The following is a 15,265-nucleotide window of genomic DNA, read 5'->3' on the forward strand; positions in this document are numbered from 1 at the left end:
GCAACGCTCGAACAGTGCTCGGATTTGGCTGGCATAAAATGCCCAACACCGACCGAGGATCGCCATCCCGCGGTCTGGCGACAGCGCGGCTCGTGATCCGATATGACAAATGGGCGGTCACGCGGCTTGTTACAGGTTCCCACAGGGTTGTGACGTGACAGTTTGCGTCAGGCGGCTAGGCTCCGGCCTATGATCTATCGACTGCTTTTTCTTCTGCTGACCGCAACCCCGGCACTCGCCATGGGGCCTTGGAAATCCGACTGCCATGGCGATACGGCCTGTGAGGTCGGCGACCGCTCGTACCATGTGCTGGAGCCTGAGGGGTGGGACGGCGAAACGCCTCTGCCCGTGTTGCTGCATTTCCACGGTTGGGCGCGGCAGGGGACCGTGGTGGTGAACCATGAACGCATTGCCGGGGCGACCAAGCTGCGGGGCGTGTTACTGGTGGCCCCAAACGGGCTGGGCAAAAGCTGGGATTTCTGGACCTCGGGCACAGGTGATGTGCCCTTTGCCGACCGCGTGTTGGAGGATGTCGCCAAGCGCTATCCGGTTGATCCGGCGCGTATCTATGTTTCGGGCTATTCCTTCGGCGGCGCGATGGCGTGGCGCTATGTGTGCCAGTCGGGCAATGACGTTGCCGCCTTGCTGGCCGTTGCAGGCAGCATTCGCCAGACCGAGGATTGCCCCGAAGCCCCGAGTGAGGCGCGCCATGTCCACGGCCTCAGCGATACGGTGATGGATTTTCCCTATGGTGCGAATGGCGACACGACCTATCCGGTTGCCCTGTGGCGCGCGAAATACGACTGCCACGACGCGACCCCGCGCGGAGATTGGAGCGTGGTGCCGATCCTGACCCTCAGCCGGGTGGAGTGGACCGATTGCGCGCAGGGGCAGGTGGTGCTGGATACCCATCCAGGTGGGCATTTTATCCCCCATGGCTGGATCGGGCGGCAATTGGACGAGCTTTTGGGCCGCACCCCCACCTATCCGTGACCCGCAGCGCTTGCACCTTGGCGCATTCTTTGTCATTGCCTGTGCCGACTGGATATCTGCCAAAAAAGGCCCCGAGCAATGAAATTCACTCTGTCCTGGCTGAAAGACCACCTCGACACCGATGCGTCGGTTGATGAGATCACTGAGGCGCTGACTGATCTTGGCCTTGAGGTCGAAGAGGTCGTGAACCCGGCGGACCGGCTGGCAGGCTTTACCTTGGGCCATGTGAAACATGCCGAGAAACACCCCGACGCCGACAAGCTGCGCGTCTGCACAGTGGCGACGGATGAGGGCGATCTGCAGATCATCTGCGGCGCCCCAAACGCGCGCGAAGGCATTAGGGTCGTTGTCTGCAAGCCGGGCATGTATATCCCCGGTCTGGATATCACCATCAGCGTCGGCAAGATCCGAGGCGTTGAGAGCTTTGGCATGATGGCCTCGGAGCGCGAGCTGGAGCTGTCGGATGAGCATGACGGCATCATCGAACTGCCTTCGGGCGAGGTTGGCGACACATTCGTCGACTGGCTGGCCGAGAATGACCCGTCCAAAATCGACCCGATGATCGAAATCGCGATTACCCCCAACCGCCCGGATGCGTTAGGCGTGGCGGGCATTGCACGTGATCTGGCCGCGCGCGGCGTAGGCACGCTGAAAGAGCGCGCCTATGCGCCGGTGCCGGGCGATTTCGACAGCCCCATCAAGGTGACGATCGACGAGGATACGCTGGACGGTGCGCCTCATTTCACTGGCCGTCTGATCCGTGGCGTCAAGAATGGCCCCAGCCCGCAGTGGTTGCAGGATCAGTTGAAGGCAATCGGTCTGCGTCCGATTTCGGCTCTGGTCGATATCACCAACTACATGACCTACGACCAGAACCGCCCGCTGCACGTATTTGACGCGGACAAGGTACAGGGCAACCTGCGCGTTCACCGTGCCAAAGGTGGCGAGAAATTGGTGGCGCTGGACGAGAAGGAATACACGCTGCAACCCGGCATGATGGTGATCTCGGACGACAACGGGCCTGAATCCATCGCCGGTATCATGGGCGGTGAGGAAACCGGTTGTACTGATGAGACCGTGAATGTCTTCCTCGAAAGCGCGTTCTGGGATCACGTGCAGATCGCACTGACCGGTCGTGCGCTCAAGATCAACTCGGACGCGCGCTATCGGTTCGAGCGTGGGATCGACCCGGAATATACTCTGGAAGGGTTGGAGCAGGCGACGCAGATGATCCTGGATATCTGCGGCGGTGAGGTCTCCAAGGTGGTTGAGGCTGGCAAGGTTCCGAACCATGCGCGAGCATACAAGTTGGATGCGGCGCGTGTGCAGTCACTGGTCGGGATGGATATTCCCGAAAGCGAACAGCGCCAGACGCTGACCCGTCTGGGTTTCCGTCTGGAAGGCGAGATGGCGCATGTGCCCAGCTGGCGTCCAGATGTCATGGGTGAGGCCGATCTGGTGGAAGAGGTCGCGCGGATCGCGTCTTTGACTAAGCTACAGGGCAAGCCCTTGCCGCGCGTGACCGATGGCATTCCCAAGCCCGTAATGACCCCGACACAGCGTCGTCAGTCGATGGCGCGACGTACCTGTGCCGCGTTGGGGTATAACGAATGCGTCTCGTATACCTTCATTGATCAGGCCTCTGCTGCGCTGTTCGGCGGTGGAGATGACGCAACGCGTCTGGAAAACCCGATCTCGTCCGAGATGAGCCACATGCGCCCGGACCTGTTGCCCAGCCTGCTGCAAGCGGCGGCGCGCAATCAGGCGCGCGGCTATGCTGACGTGGCCTTGTTCGAGGTCGGCCCGGTCTTCCATGACGGCGAGCCCGGTGATCAAAAGACACAGATTTCCGGCCTGCTTGTTGGCAGCAACGGTCCTAAAGACGTCCACGGCGCGTCTCGCGCTGTTGATCTGTTTGATGCCAAAGCGGATGCCGAGGCGGTTCTGGCCGCAATCGGCGCACCCGCCAAGGTTCAGATTCTGCGCGACGGTGACGCCTGGTGGCATCCGGGTCGTCACGGCAAGATCTGCTTGGGTCCGAAAAAGGTTCTGGGCGTGTTCGGTGAATTGCACCCGCGCATCCTGCAGGCGATGGATATCAAAGGTCCGGCGATGGCGTTTACCATCTGGCCGGATGAGGTTCCGCTGCCGCGTAAATCTGGCGCAACCCGCGCCGCGCTGGAACTGCGCGATCTGCAAGCCGTCGAGCGTGACTTTGCCTTTGTGGTTGACGATACTGTCGAAGCTCTGACCTTGGTGAATGCTGCGGCGGGGGCCGATAAGGCCCTGATCGAAGACGTTCGCGTTTTTGATGAGTTCATCGGAGGTAGCCTGGGTGAGGGCAAGAAATCTCTGGCCATCACTGTGCGTTTGCAGCCAAAAGAGGCGACGTTGAAGGAAAAGGATATCGAGGCCGTGGCAGACAAGATCATTGCCAAGGTGTCAAAAGCCACAGGCGGCGTTCTGCGCGGCTAAGGGTGATCCACCCTCGGTCACAAGATTTTTAGAAAGATGAAGGGGCGAATGCGCCCCTTTTTCATGGGAGGAAACGCAAGATGTTGAAAGTTTATCTTTCTGGTGAGATTCACACCGATTGGCGCGAGCAGATCATTTCGGGTGCTGAGGGGCTGGATGTCACGTTCAGTAGCCCAGTGACCGATCACGCGGCCAGTGATGATTGTGGTGTCGCCGTCTTGGGCGCAGAGCCGAACAAGTATTGGCACGACCACAAGGGAGCGATGGTGAACGCGATCCGGACGCGTAAGGGAATCTCGGATGCGGATGTTGTGGTTGTCCGGTTCGGTGACAAATACAAGCAGTGGAACGCTGCCTTTGACGCAGGCTACGCGGCTGCGTTGGGCAAGTCGATCATTGTGCTGCACGGCCCCGATCATCAGCACGCGTTGAAAGAGGTCGATGCCGCCGCGCTGGCAGTTGCGGAGGAACCGCGCCAGGTGGTGGAGATCCTGCGCTATGTTCTGACCGGCGCACTGCCGGGCTAGGTTGCCAAAAGGGCTTGCGCGCCGGGATGGTCGCAAGCCCTTTTGGTGTCAATCGCGGGCGGGTGTCACCAAGCCTTTTTGCACGGCGGGGCGGTCAAGGAACCGATCTAGATAGGCGGTGAGATTGGCGTGGTCATCCCACCCAACGACCTCTTTAGCGCCATAGAAATCCAGCCCGCGCAGCCAGGGTGCGATGGCCATATCGGCGATCGAGTAGTCTCCGGCGATCCAGTCCTGACCCTCGAGTTCCTGGTTTAGGACGTTTAGCAGGCGCTTGGCTTCGTTGATATAGCGCTCGCGCGGGCGGGGGTCTTCGATCTCGCTGCCGGCGAATTTGTAGAAAAAGCCCAATTGTCCGAGCATCGGCCCAAGGCCACCCATCTGGAACATCAGCCATTGCGTGATGCGATGCTTGTCGGTGGCGGATTGGCCAATGAATTGCCCGGTTTTCTCGGCCAGATAGAGCAGGATCGCGCCACTCTCGAACACGCCAATGGGGGTGCTATCCGGGCCATTGGGGTCAATGATCGCGGGGATCTTGTTGTTGGGGTTTAGCGACAGAAACTCGGGGCTTTTGACATCGGCATCGGCCAGGGTAACCTTGTGCGCCTCATAAGGCAGGCCGGTTTCTTCCAGCATGATCGAGGCTTTGACCCCGTTGGGTGTCGGGAAGGAATAAAGCTGAAGGCGATCGGGGTGTTGCGGCGGCCATTTGGCCATGATCGGGAAAGAGGCGGTGTCCAGCATGCGAAAGCTCCTGTTCGGGCAGTTCCATTCGAGTTAGGCACGGAGTCGTGTATTTGTCAGCCCCCCAAGCTGTGCAGTGTAGGTCACCCGTTGTTTGCTGGCGAACAATGGGGAAAACTGCCGAAACTCGCACCTAGACCGATTTGCGTTTTTCACTCACAATTCAGCGAGTCCCGCGCGAAAGCCGCGGGATTGATGTTTGAGAAAGGAAATGCGCGTGGATGAAGTTGCAACACAGGTGGGTGCTTTTGCACCTCTGATCATAAGCGCGGTCAAGGCGCTGATCGTACTGATTTTGGGCTGGATCGTTGCTGGAGCAATCGCTGGCATGGTGCGGCGGCGCATCAACGCAACGCCGCAGATCGACCCGACACTAGGGAACTTCATGGCCAGCCTTGTCAAATGGGCGATCCTGGCGATGGTTCTGGTTGCTGTTCTCGGGATTTTCGGGATCCAGGCAACAAGCATCGTGGCCATTCTGGGTGCCGCGTCTCTGGCGATTGGTCTGGCGCTGCAAGGGACACTCAGCGACCTGGCAGCTGGTGTGATGCTGGTCGTGTTCCGTCCGTATAAACTGGGCCAGTTTGTCGATATCGGCGGGACAGCCGGGACAGTGAAAGACCTCAACCTGTTCACGACCGAATTGGTGACGCCGGACAATGTGCAGATCATCGTGCCAAACGGGCAATCCTGGGGGTCGATCATCACCAACTACTCGGCACATGACACGCGCCGTGTGGATCTGGTGTTCGGGATCGACTATGGCGACAGTGCGGATGAAGCGATGAAGATCATTCTGGACGTTGCGAACGCGGATGCGCGTATTCACAAAGATCCGGAGCCCTGGGTGCGTGTGACCAATCTGGGCGATAGCTCGGTCGATCTGACAGCACGTCTGTGGTGCGCAGCGGCGGACTATTGGGATGTGAAATTCGAGCTGACCAAAGCTGTGAAAGAAGCCTTCGATGCGAAGGGCGTCTCGATCCCCTACCCACATTCGGTTGAGATCCACAAAGAGGGCTGAACGCTCCCGCCCGTCGCGCGGGCATTGGAAATGCCCTCCTCCCGTTGGGCCAAGCGCCGCACTTTCGTGCGGCGCTTTCGTTTTGCGGATAGGGTATCATTCAAGACCAACCACGCCGCGCCGATAGGCGCGGCGCCATGCCCAACGCTGTAAATCGCCTTTTGGCAAAAAGGCGATTTCAGGTGTGGGAGTGTTTACGACTTGATCACCACATTGGGGGAAACGACATCAATGCCGAGGGCTTTACCAACCGCATAATAGGTCAGTTGCCCGGCGTGAACGTTCAGACCCGCCAGCAGGTGCGGGTCGTCCTGACACGCCTGTTTCCAGCCATTGTCCGCCAGTGCCAGCATGAACGGCATCGTCGCGTTACCCAAAGCGATGGTCGAGGTCCGGGCCACCGCGCCCGGCATGTTGGCCACGCAATAGTGCATCACACCATCGACCTCGTAGATCGGGTCGGCATGGGTCGTTGCACGCGAGGTTTCGAAGCAGCCACCCTGGTCAATAGCCACGTCGACAAGCACCGCACCGGGCTTCATTGTCGACAGCTGCTCGCGGCTGATCAGTTTCGGAGCGGCAGCGCCCGGGATCAGAACGGCTCCGATAACCATATCGGCGTCCTGGATCAGTTCAGCCGTCGCGCCAGCCGTCGAGTATTGGTTCTTGAACTGCCCGCCGAACACGTCATCCAGATAGCGCAGCCGAGGCAGTGAGCGGTCAAGAACCGTCACATCTGCACCCATGCCTGCAGCGATCTTAGCCGCGTGAGTGCCGACGACACCTCCACCAATCACGACGACCTTGGCCGGACCAACGCCGGGAACGCCACCCATCAGCACGCCTCGGCCACCATTGGCCTTCTGCAGGGTCCACGACCCGACCTGAGGCGCCAGACGGCCCGCAACCTCGGACATGGGCGCAAGCAGAGGAAGACCGCCGCCTGCGTCCGTGACAGTCTCATAGGCGATTGCGGTGCAGCCCGAGGCCAGCAGGTCGTGGGTCTGATCCGGGTCCGGCGCGAGGTGCAGGTAGGTGAACAGCAACTGGCCTTCGCGCAGCATCTTGCGCTCACCGGCTTGAGGTTCCTTGACCTTCACGATCATGTCGGCCGTGGCAAAGACCTCTTCTGCCGTGTCTACGATGCCCGCGCCAGCAGCAACATAGGCGGCATCGTCAAATCCTGCGCCAATACCAGCACCGGATTCGATCAGCACGTCGTGTCCGCGCGCAACCGCTTCCTGAGCGGCGTTGGGCGTCATGCCGACGCGAAATTCCTGGGGTTTGATTTCCTTGGGGCAACCGATTTTCATCTGCACCGTCTCCGTTCATAAACTGCCTAAATTATGTGCAATTCAAGGCGCAATTTTTGTGAAACAAGACGGGGCTTTGTGTTTTTTGTCGGAAGATTTTCGCGTAAACTGCTAAAATCTCGCAAAGGATTTGCAGCAATGAGCCTAGACACGACTGATCGAAAGATACTTTCTGCACTGCAGCGCAATGGTCGAATGTCAAATGCCGAGCTTTCGGAGCAGGCGAACCTGTCCCCCTCGGCGTGCCATCGCCGGGTGCAACGGCTTGAGGCTGACGGCTATATCCGCAACTACGTGGCTTTGCTGGATGCGCGCAAGATGAATGTGCCGACGACCGTCTTTGTCGAGATCACATTGCAGGGCCAGGCCGAAGAAGTTCTGGACGCGTTCGAAAAGGCGGTTTCGCGCATCCCGGACGTTCTAGAATGCCACCTGATGGCTGGAACCGCTGACTACATCCTGAAAGTGGTGGCCGAGGATACCGAGGATTTCGCCCGGATTCACCGTCAATACCTGTCGCGGCTGCCCAAAGTGGCGCAGATGCAAAGTTCGTTCGCTTTGCGCACGGTGTTCAAGACAACCGCCCTACCGGTGTGAACGGCGCCTATTTTCTGCGCGAAGAAAGGCAAAGGACTGCCTTGCGTCAATTCTACGGCTTGTATCCCCGGGGCGGCGCGTCCAAAATTGAAACGACGAGACCCTTGCGCTGCGCCTCCCTGTGATCCCGGCAGCGCGATGTCATCAATTCATCTGATGGCATCAGGCGGTTACACAAACCTGCCAGGGTGGGAACCCGAAGAATAATAAGGAGTTGACCTTGGCCTACGAAAACGATGGCGCCCCCAAAGACTGGTTGGAGGCTGAGCTGGAAGATACGCTGGATGAAGACTTCGAGATAGAATTCAGCGAGCCGATGCTGTCGATGGAAGTTCGCAAGATCTATCGGGAACAGCATCCGGACATGCTGGACCGGAAGGTCTATTTCCGAAACCTGCTGCGCCTTCAGGCTGAGTTGATCAAGGTGCAGGACTGGGTTCAGCACACCGGTGCCAAGGTCTGTATCCTGTTCGAAGGCCGTGACAGTGCGGGCAAGGGTGGTGTGATCAAGCGGATCACCCAGCGCCTCAATCCGCGCGTGGCGCGTGTGGTCGCCCTACCAGCCCCCAGCCGCCGGGAACAAAGCCAGTGGTATTTCCAGCGTTACGTGCCGCACCTGCCTGCGGCCGGTGAGATCGTTTTGTTCGATCGGTCTTGGTACAACCGTGCAGGCGTGGAACGGGTGATGGGCTTTGCGACCGAGGATCAGGTCGAACAGTTCTTTCAGGACGTTCCGGAATTTGAGCGTATGTTGGTGCGCTCAGGGATCATCTTGCTGAAATACTGGTTCTCGATCACGGATGAAGAACAGCAGCTACGATTCCTCATGCGTATCCACGATCCGATGAAACAGTGGAAGCTATCGCCGATGGACCTGGAATCCCGCATCCGGTGGGAATCCTACACCAAGGCGAAAGAAGATATGTTCTTCCGCACCAATATCCCCGAGGCGCCGTGGTACATTGTGGAAGGTAATGACAAGAAACGCGAGCGTCTGAACTGTATCGAGCATCTTCTGACCATGATCCCCTATACGGATGTTCCGCATGAGAGGGTCAATCTGCCCGATCGCCGCTACAATCCGGACTACGAACGCCGCGTTCTGCCGGACGAGCTGCACGTACCCAAGATCTACTGATCGTGCTTGGAGGATGCGAGGCAGCGGACTGCCTCGCATCAGGATGGGCCGTCAGGCGACGTCCATCATGCAATCGAAATTGAAGAAGTTGACGAAGAAGACGTTGCCGGAGTCTTCCGATGCCATGTCTGGGCACGACGTGTCATCCGAGGATGGGTCCATTTCGTCGACCAACACCAAATCCAAGTCATCCTCAGGCTCTTCCGGAGTCATGACGTCGTCATTCCAGGCGAATTGATCCAACTGCGTCTGCAGCTCTTGAATGAACGCCTCAATTTCGGCGAGGAAAGCTGCGACGTCGAAACAACCGCTATCAGGGTCCTCGGTCTCGGTGACATCGGTTTCGGGCTGCTCAGGTTCCGGATCTTCGGTCTCGGTGACGTCAGTTTCGGGCTGCTCGGGTTCCGGGTCTTCAGTCTCAGTAACGTCAGTTTCGGGCTGCTCGGGTTCCGGGTCTTCAGTCTCAGTAACGTCAGTTTCGGGCTGTTCAGGTTCTGGATCTTCGGTCTCCGTGACGTCAGTCTCCGGCTGTTCAGGTTCCGGGTCTTCGGTCTCTGTGACGTCAGTTTCCGGCTGTTCAGGTCCCGGATCATCCGTCTCTGTGACATCGGTTTCGGGCTGCTCGGATTCTGGATATTCAGTCTCTGTGACGTCGGTCTCAGGCTGTTCGGGTTCCGGGTCTTCCGTCTCAGTGACATCGGTTACGGGCTGTTCCGGAGTTGGGTCTTCGGTTTCGGTTACGTCTGTTTCCGGTTCCTCGGGCACTGGATCTTCAGCCGCGGGCGGCGTCATGGCGGTATCGTCAATGTCCAGCATGACCTCTGCGTCAGTGGTGGCAAAGTTCTGCGTCACCATGACTGCGTCAAAGCCCTGCATGTCGCCCGTCTCAACGCCGATCCCGATGTATTTGAAATCGGGGTTCAGAATGTTGGCCCGGTGGCCGGGGCTGTTCATCAGGTTCTGATGCAGTTGCGCGACATCATCGCTGATGCCTGGGGCACCGCGCTCGGATTGCCAGGCGATATTCTCGCCCGTGCGCCAGCTGCCTTCCAGATCGAAACCGGCCGACTGCATGCGCTGGGTAGCGCTGGATCCGCCCGATCCGGTGTGGCTGAACCGGTCCGTGTTCAACATCCAGGCGCTGTGGTCTTCTGATGACTCGTTAAGCTGTCTTTCAAGTTGCAGGGGGTCCAGACCGCGGGATGTGCGCTCTTGGTTGATGAGCGCCAGCATCTCTCGTTCTACTTCACTTGCTGTAGACATTTTTGCCTCCGTTTTATGTTTTGTCTGAGTGGACGAGCCCAGTTATCGGGGCCACCAAAGACATGAACAGAGAGGCGATGAAAATCGGCACTTTTCGGCGAGACGATGCAGCCGGACGCAGATTCGCTGCGCTGGAAAACGCCGAGAAAGAGGCGAGACTAAGGCTCGGCGAGTTATCGCACTGGTTGTGCAGGGGCGCGGGCAAAAACGCACTTAGGAACGACAAACCCCCGGGCGATGCCTCGGGGGTCGTCAAATAGTGTCATCCAAAGCTGGACGAGCGTCAGGTGCTTAGAGCAAACCTTCGCGCTGTGCTTTCTTACGTGCCAGTTTACGGGCACGACGGATCGCTTCAGCCTTCTCGCGCGCTTTTTTCTCGGACGGTTTCTCGAAATGTTGCTTCAGCTTCATTTCACGGAACACGCCTTCGCGCTGCAGCTTTTTCTTCAGGGCACGAAGCGCCTGATCGACGTTATTGTCGCGAACACTAACCTGCATGTGGTTGTCACCACCTTTCTAGATAGAGTTGCAAGGAAATTGCAGGAGTTGGCCGTATAGCAAAGCAGCTCTATCTTGTCTAGTACTGTGCCCAAGCACCGGAGACCCACCATGACCGTCACTTACGAAGACACCAAACAACAGCTGCTGGACGCGATCTTGATGCATGTTCCGTTCGATGGCTGGTCCGAGGCCAGTTTTCGCGCGGCCGTTGTTGATTGCGATCTGGATGACGGTCTGGCCCGTGCGATCTGCCCGCGCGGCGCGGTCGATCTGGCGCTGGCCTACCACACGCGGGGCGATCAGGTCATGCTGGATAGGATCAAGTCCACTGACATGAGCGAGCTGAAGTTTCGCGAAAAGGTCGCCGCCGCCGTTCGGTTCCGGCTTGAGGCGGTCGAGGACAAGGAACTGGTGCGCCGGGGCATGACCCTGTTTTCGCTGCCCAACCACGCCGCGGACGGGGCAAAGGCCGTTTGGGGCACCTGTGATCTGATCTGGGATGCACTGGGCGATACGTCGGATGATGTGAACTGGTACACCAAGCGCGCAACCCTGTCGGGGGTCTATTCGTCGACGTTGCTGTTTTGGCTGGGGGATGAATCGCCGGATCACCAGAACAGTTGGGCGTTTCTGGACCGCCGGATCGAAAACGTGATGCAGTTCGAAAAGCTCAAGGCGCAGGTGAACGGCAACCCGCTGCTCAAGCCCTTGCTGGCCGTTCCCAATTGGTTTGCAGCTCAGGTGAAACCACCGATGAAGATGCGGGCTGATTTGCCGGGGATGTTGAACCCGCGCAAGTAAGCATCTGGGCCTTTGCTTTTTGGCCTGCTAGGCATTGGGCAAAGGAGATTTACCCATGACTTCGCCTGAGACCCAGACAATGCGTGCCGTCGAAATCACCGAACCCGGCGGCCCTGATGTCCTGCAACTGACCGAACGACCGATTCCCGAGCCGGCGGCCGGGCAGGTTGTTTTGAAAGTGGCCTATGCTGGCGTGAACCGACCGGACGCGTTGCAGCGCGCCGGGGCCTATGATCCGCCTCCCGGTGCAAGCGATCTACCGGGGCTTGAGGCCTCGGGCGAAGTGGTTGCCCTAGGTGCGGGTGTTGAGGGGCTCTCGATCGGTGACAAAGTCTGCGCGCTGCTTCCGGGCGGCGGATATGCTGAATATGTCGCCACGCCCGCCGCGCATTGCCTGCCTGTCCCCGATGGCATGGACCTAAAGCAAGCCGCCTGCCTGCCCGAGACCTTTTTCACAGTCTGGTCGAATGTCTTCACACGCGGAGGCCTGAAAGCAGGTGAGCGGTTCCTTGTCCATGGTGGATCTAGCGGTATCGGGACGACGGCGATCCAATTGGCGAACGCGTTTGGCGCGCGTGTCTTTGCGACTGCGGGCTCGGCTGAGAAGTGCGAGGCCTGCCGCAGCTTGGGCGCCGAAAAAGCGATCAACTATCGGGATGAGGATTTTGTCGGGGTTATGCGGGCCGAAGGTGGCGCGAACCTGATCCTCGATATGGTTGGCGGCGACTATATCCCGCGCAACGTAAAGGCGCTAGCCGAGGATGGACGTCTGGTTCAGATCGCCTTTTTGCAAGGACCCGTGGCCGAGTTGAACTTTGCCCTGATGATGGTGAAACGCCTGACGCTGACCGGCAGCACCCTGCGACCGCAAAGCGATCTGGCCAAGGCAAAAATCGCTCAGGACCTGCATGAGGCCGTTTGGCCGCTGCTCTCTGCAGGCAAGGTCGCGCCGGTATTGCACAGCGAATTCCCTCTGGCTGAGGCTGCTGCTGCACACGCGCTTATGGAAAGCTCGCAGCATATTGGCAAGATCGTCCTGAACGTCGCGGGCTAGACACTTTTTGGGTCACGCAACGGCGCGCCGGTAGAGGTGCCATGTTGCGTGGCCCAGAACGGGCATAATGACGATCAGCCCCAGCAGCATCGGGATCGCGCCCAGCACCAGCAGGGTCGCGACGATCAAGCCCCAGCCCATGATAACGCCGGGATTGTGGCGAAGCACGCGAACGGATGTCACAACGGCCACGGGCAGCCCTACTTTACGGTCCAGCAGAAGCGGGAAGCTGACTACGCTGACCGCCAGCGCAATCAAAGCGAAAAAGAACCCGGCAGCGGTGCCAAAGATGACCATTGTCCACCCCGCGCCGGTGGTCAGAACCTCGGTCGCAAACGCGCCCAGCGAGGCAGGCGGTTCGGGGCCGAGCGTCTGCGCATAGACGCTTTGGGCGACCATCAGCCAGACAAGCAGAAGAAGGACCAAGTAGAACCCGAGCGCCAGAATGGCCCCGAAGGAGGGCGATCGGAATACGCCGAACGCGTCCAGCCAATGGACCTCTCCGCCTTGTTCGCGCTTGCGGCTGATTTCATAAAGACCAACGGCCGCGATCGGGCCGATCAGGGCAAAGCCTGCGATCAGGGGGGCCAGCAACGGCACCAAGTCCATGTTCATTGCAAAGCCGACCATCAAAAGCCCGGCAATAGGGTAGATCAGCACGATAAAGATCGCATCCGCGCGGGTTTCCAGAAAGTCCGTGTATCCGGCTCTCAGGCAGTATTTCAGGTCGTCGAATGTGAGTGGCTGCACCATGGGCAGATGGCGCACGTCCGAGCTGCCCAGGTGCGATACGCTTTCCGAGACGTGATCGCTGGTTGCTCCAAGGCTTTGGGCCGCCCAGCTGATCGGATTACCGATAGTTTTTGCCATTTTGTTCCCTTCCTTGGCGAGTGGTGCGCCGCAGAATGGATCCGGCTGAGGGTTGCTCCTGGCCGGACCAGCCGGCAACGCCTGCGTGCAGTATAGCACAGTTTTGGAAATTCCCGAATTGCCGCCGCCGCATCGCCCGGATTGTCTTGCCACGCAAGCGTGTTAGCTTGAGCAAAGGCAAGAGGAGGTCAGAATGCAGCAAACTGCGCGTACAGTTGTCATTGAGGAATTCGGCGGACCCGAGGTCCTACAGATCAAGGACCAGCCTTTGGGCGATCCCGGCCCCGGCGAGGTTCGCATTCGCCACGAGGCGTGCGGGTTGAACTTCATTGATGTCTATCAACGAACGGGCCTCTATCCCCTTGAATTGCCGCATGCTTTGGGCATGGAGGCTGCGGGCGTGATCGAGGCTGTCGGTGAAGGCGTGACGCATTTGCAGCCGGGCCAACGCGCGGCCTATGCCAGCGCCCCGTCCGGCGCCTATTGCGAGGCGCGGGTGATGCCCGCAGCGCAGGTATGCCCTCTGCCGGATGGCATCCCCTTCGAGATAGCCGCCGGGATGATGTTGAAAGGTCTGACGGTCGAATATCTGTTCCATCGCACCACCCCTTTGAAACGCGGCGATACGGTTCTGTTTCACGCGGCTGCGGGCGGTGTCGGCCTGATCGCCTGCCAATGGGCGAAATCTGAGGGCATCAAGCTGATCGGAACCGCAGGAACGGATGAGAAATGCAGCCTAGCGCAATTCAACGGTGCGGCCCATTGCATCAACTACCGGACCGAGAACTTCGCCGAACGCGTGGCCGAACTGACCGGCGGCAAAGGTGTCGATGTGGTGATGGATTCCGTTGGGGCCGATACATTTGACGGCTCATTGGACTGCCTGAAGCCTTTGGGGATGATGATATCCTTCGGCAATGCATCCGGGCCGGTGCCGCCGGTTAATATCGGCATTCTCGGGCAGAAAGGCTCGCTCAAGATCACCCGCCCGACCCTGTTTACGCATATTGCCGATCATGCGGTTTGTCAGGCGATGGCGCGGCGGTTGTTTGGCAAGGTTCAGGGCGGCGAGGTCAAGATCCATATCGATCAACGCTTCCCTCTAGATCAGATTGCCGAAGCGCACCGCGCGCTAGAGGCGCGGCAAACCACCGGCAGCACAATTTTGGACCTGTAAACGCAAAGACCCGGCGCAGAACGCCGGGTCTGTTCCAGTACAAAACCGGAAAAATCAGAAGCGGTAGGCCGCTCGGATTTGAAGCGTTGTGGCGTCGACATCCACGCTGGACGAGTTGAAGTTGTCAAACTCGTGATAAAGCAACTCGCCAGCGATGCTGACATTCGGGGCCACAATCTGCTCATAGCCTGCGCCGATGAACCAGCCGTTGTCACTGCCCAGATTGTCGGTGCCTGCATCCGCATAGCCGCCAACACCGTAGAGAAGACCCTGAGGGTTCACCTGGTAGCCTGCGCGCACTTTGATGCGCCATACATCCTCGACCGTTGCAGGGCCGAGGTCGACATTGGTCCAGTCATAGTCAAAGCCGCCGCCCACGACCCAGTCGCCCAGATCGTAGTCATACCCAAGGATGATACCACCAATCGCAGCATCGCCATCAATTCCGGAAACGTTGGTATCCACGTCGATATAACCCAGCTGCAGACCGCCGTAGAACCCTGTCCAGTTGCCCGAGGATTGGGCCATCGCGGCCCCTGCCGCCAGGGTGGACGCCGCTGTCACAAGTGCCAATCTGCCTATCATGTCTTGATCCTTTCGCTCCAAATAACCGCGCGCCAATTTGTCGGTCTGGCTACGCATATCCATACTCAAATACGGCCCTGCCTCAGGACCGGATCATCGTTTGTGGCATATTCCGTACTAGGTCTTGGATCGTTCAGGCCGTCTGGCCCGATGTCCGCCCGTTAGATCCGGGTCTGTCTCAATAAGATAGTTAGTGTTTT

The 15,265-nt window shown here is 58.9% G+C and carries 15 protein-coding genes; 9 read left to right on the top strand and 6 right to left on the bottom strand.

The genetic code is table 11. The features are described from left to right. Window positions 1-189 precede the first annotated feature (189 nt). The 3 genes from ACR0IP_RS18975 to ACR0IP_RS18985 all read left to right on the top strand — a co-directional run bounded on the left by ACR0IP_RS18975 (window position 190) and on the right by ACR0IP_RS18985 (window position 3,995). Window positions 190-993, top strand: a complete 804-nt coding sequence (locus ACR0IP_RS18975; protein ID WP_480527280.1) for a CE1 family esterase — start codon at window positions 190-192, stop codon at window positions 991-993. A gap of 78 nt (window positions 994-1,071) precedes the next feature. Then, window positions 1,072-3,468 carry a phenylalanine--tRNA ligase subunit beta gene (pheT, locus tag ACR0IP_RS18980; RefSeq protein ID WP_480527282.1) on the top strand — a complete coding sequence of 799 codons (2,397 nt, stop codon included), beginning with the start codon at window positions 1,072-1,074 and terminating at the stop codon, window positions 3,466-3,468. A gap of 80 nt (window positions 3,469-3,548) precedes the next feature. Beyond that, window positions 3,549-3,995: a YtoQ family protein gene (locus tag ACR0IP_RS18985; protein ID WP_170379140.1), complete on the top strand. Its 447-nt coding sequence runs from the start codon at window positions 3,549-3,551 to the stop codon at window positions 3,993-3,995. Between the two features lie 48 nt (window positions 3,996-4,043). Here ACR0IP_RS18985 and ACR0IP_RS18990 read toward each other — a convergent pair whose 3' ends face one another. Continuing rightward, window positions 4,044-4,742: a glutathione S-transferase N-terminal domain-containing protein gene (locus ACR0IP_RS18990; RefSeq protein WP_170469198.1), complete on the bottom strand. Its 699-nt coding sequence runs from the start codon at window positions 4,740-4,742 to the stop codon at window positions 4,044-4,046. A gap of 211 nt (window positions 4,743-4,953) precedes the next feature. Between ACR0IP_RS18990 and ACR0IP_RS18995 the strand changes: the two genes are divergently transcribed. Then, entirely contained in the window at window positions 4,954-5,766 is an 813-nt protein-coding gene (locus ACR0IP_RS18995) for a mechanosensitive ion channel family protein (RefSeq protein WP_480527285.1), read from the top strand. A 194-nt stretch (window positions 5,767-5,960) separates the two neighbouring features. On the opposite strand, the gene ald is transcribed toward ACR0IP_RS18995, so the two are convergent. After that, entirely contained in the window at window positions 5,961-7,079 is a 1,119-nt protein-coding gene (gene ald / locus ACR0IP_RS19000) for an alanine dehydrogenase (RefSeq protein WP_480527287.1), read from the bottom strand. A 138-nt stretch (window positions 7,080-7,217) separates the two neighbouring features. Here ald and ACR0IP_RS19005 point away from each other — a divergent pair, with 138 nt between their 5' ends. Both ACR0IP_RS19005 and ppk2 read left to right on the top strand, forming a co-directional pair. Continuing rightward, window positions 7,218-7,676, top strand: coding sequence for an Lrp/AsnC family transcriptional regulator (locus ACR0IP_RS19005; protein WP_170462590.1), 459 nt, complete (start codon window positions 7,218-7,220; stop codon window positions 7,674-7,676). Window positions 7,677-7,896: 220 nt separating this feature from the next. Beyond that, window positions 7,897-8,814 (top strand): polyphosphate kinase 2, encoded by a 918-nt coding sequence (gene ppk2 / locus ACR0IP_RS19010; RefSeq protein ID WP_170379135.1) that lies wholly within the window; start codon window positions 7,897-7,899, stop codon window positions 8,812-8,814. Window positions 8,815-8,865: 51 nt separating this feature from the next. On the opposite strand, the gene ACR0IP_RS19015 is transcribed toward ppk2, so the two are convergent. Beyond that, window positions 8,866-10,077 (bottom strand): CAP domain-containing protein, encoded by a 1,212-nt coding sequence (locus ACR0IP_RS19015; protein WP_480527290.1) that lies wholly within the window; start codon window positions 10,075-10,077, stop codon window positions 8,866-8,868. Between the two features lie 291 nt (window positions 10,078-10,368). After that, on the bottom strand, window positions 10,369-10,575 hold the full coding sequence (rpsU, locus tag ACR0IP_RS19020; RefSeq protein ID WP_005614280.1) for a 30S ribosomal protein S21: 207 nt from the start codon (window positions 10,573-10,575) through the stop codon (window positions 10,369-10,371). Window positions 10,576-10,686: 111 nt separating this feature from the next. Here rpsU and ACR0IP_RS19025 point away from each other — a divergent pair, with 111 nt between their 5' ends. Beyond that, window positions 10,687-11,379 carry a COQ9 family protein gene (locus ACR0IP_RS19025; RefSeq protein WP_170691600.1) on the top strand — a complete coding sequence of 231 codons (693 nt, stop codon included), beginning with the start codon at window positions 10,687-10,689 and terminating at the stop codon, window positions 11,377-11,379. A gap of 55 nt (window positions 11,380-11,434) precedes the next feature. Next, window positions 11,435-12,433 carry an NAD(P)H-quinone oxidoreductase gene (locus ACR0IP_RS19030; protein WP_170691599.1) on the top strand — a complete coding sequence of 333 codons (999 nt, stop codon included), beginning with the start codon at window positions 11,435-11,437 and terminating at the stop codon, window positions 12,431-12,433. Between the two features lie 12 nt (window positions 12,434-12,445). Here ACR0IP_RS19030 and ACR0IP_RS19035 read toward each other — a convergent pair whose 3' ends face one another. After that, complete coding sequence (locus tag ACR0IP_RS19035) at window positions 12,446-13,303, bottom strand: DUF2189 domain-containing protein (protein ID WP_480527293.1); 858 nt, start codon at window positions 13,301-13,303, stop codon at window positions 12,446-12,448. Window positions 13,304-13,496: 193 nt separating this feature from the next. On the opposite strand from ACR0IP_RS19035, the gene ACR0IP_RS19040 reads away from it, so the two are divergent. Further along, window positions 13,497-14,480 carry a quinone oxidoreductase family protein gene (locus ACR0IP_RS19040; protein ID WP_480527295.1) on the top strand — a complete coding sequence of 328 codons (984 nt, stop codon included), beginning with the start codon at window positions 13,497-13,499 and terminating at the stop codon, window positions 14,478-14,480. A 54-nt stretch (window positions 14,481-14,534) separates the two neighbouring features. On the opposite strand, the gene ACR0IP_RS19045 is transcribed toward ACR0IP_RS19040, so the two are convergent. Beyond that, window positions 14,535-15,065, bottom strand: coding sequence for an outer membrane protein (locus tag ACR0IP_RS19045; protein ID WP_480527297.1), 531 nt, complete (start codon window positions 15,063-15,065; stop codon window positions 14,535-14,537). Window positions 15,066-15,265 lie beyond the last annotated feature (200 nt).

Source organism: Ruegeria sp. AL11, from assembly GCF_056540865.1.

Bases quoted from the DNA above. Each gene is read 5' to 3' on its own strand.
- ACR0IP_RS19030 (WP_170691599.1), top strand. From the start codon at position 11,435: ATGACTTCGCCTGAGACCCAGACAATGCGTGCCGTCGAAATCACCGAA.
- ACR0IP_RS18985 (WP_170379140.1), top strand. From the start codon at position 3,549: ATGTTGAAAGTTTATCTTTCTGGTGAGATTCACACCGATTGGCGCGAG.
- ACR0IP_RS18995 (WP_480527285.1), top strand. From the start codon at position 4,954: ATGCGCGTGGATGAAGTTGCAACACAGGTGGGTGCTTTTGCACCTCTG.
- ACR0IP_RS18975 (WP_480527280.1), top strand. From the start codon at position 190: ATGATCTATCGACTGCTTTTTCTTCTGCTGACCGCAACCCCGGCACTC.
- ACR0IP_RS19005 (WP_170462590.1), top strand. From the start codon at position 7,218: ATGAGCCTAGACACGACTGATCGAAAGATACTTTCTGCACTGCAGCGC.
- ald (WP_480527287.1), bottom strand. From the start codon at position 7,079: ATGAAAATCGGTTGCCCCAAGGAAATCAAACCCCAGGAATTTCGCGTC.
- ACR0IP_RS19045 (WP_480527297.1), bottom strand. From the start codon at position 15,065: ATGATAGGCAGATTGGCACTTGTGACAGCGGCGTCCACCCTGGCGGCA.
- ACR0IP_RS19015 (WP_480527290.1), bottom strand. From the start codon at position 10,077: ATGTCTACAGCAAGTGAAGTAGAACGAGAGATGCTGGCGCTCATCAAC.
- rpsU (WP_005614280.1), bottom strand. From the start codon at position 10,575: ATGCAGGTTAGTGTTCGCGACAATAACGTCGATCAGGCGCTTCGTGCC.
- ACR0IP_RS19035 (WP_480527293.1), bottom strand. From the start codon at position 13,303: ATGGCAAAAACTATCGGTAATCCGATCAGCTGGGCGGCCCAAAGCCTT.
- ACR0IP_RS19040 (WP_480527295.1), top strand. From the start codon at position 13,497: ATGCAGCAAACTGCGCGTACAGTTGTCATTGAGGAATTCGGCGGACCC.
- ACR0IP_RS19025 (WP_170691600.1), top strand. From the start codon at position 10,687: ATGACCGTCACTTACGAAGACACCAAACAACAGCTGCTGGACGCGATC.
- ACR0IP_RS18990 (WP_170469198.1), bottom strand. From the start codon at position 4,742: ATGCTGGACACCGCCTCTTTCCCGATCATGGCCAAATGGCCGCCGCAA.
- pheT (WP_480527282.1), top strand. From the start codon at position 1,072: ATGAAATTCACTCTGTCCTGGCTGAAAGACCACCTCGACACCGATGCG.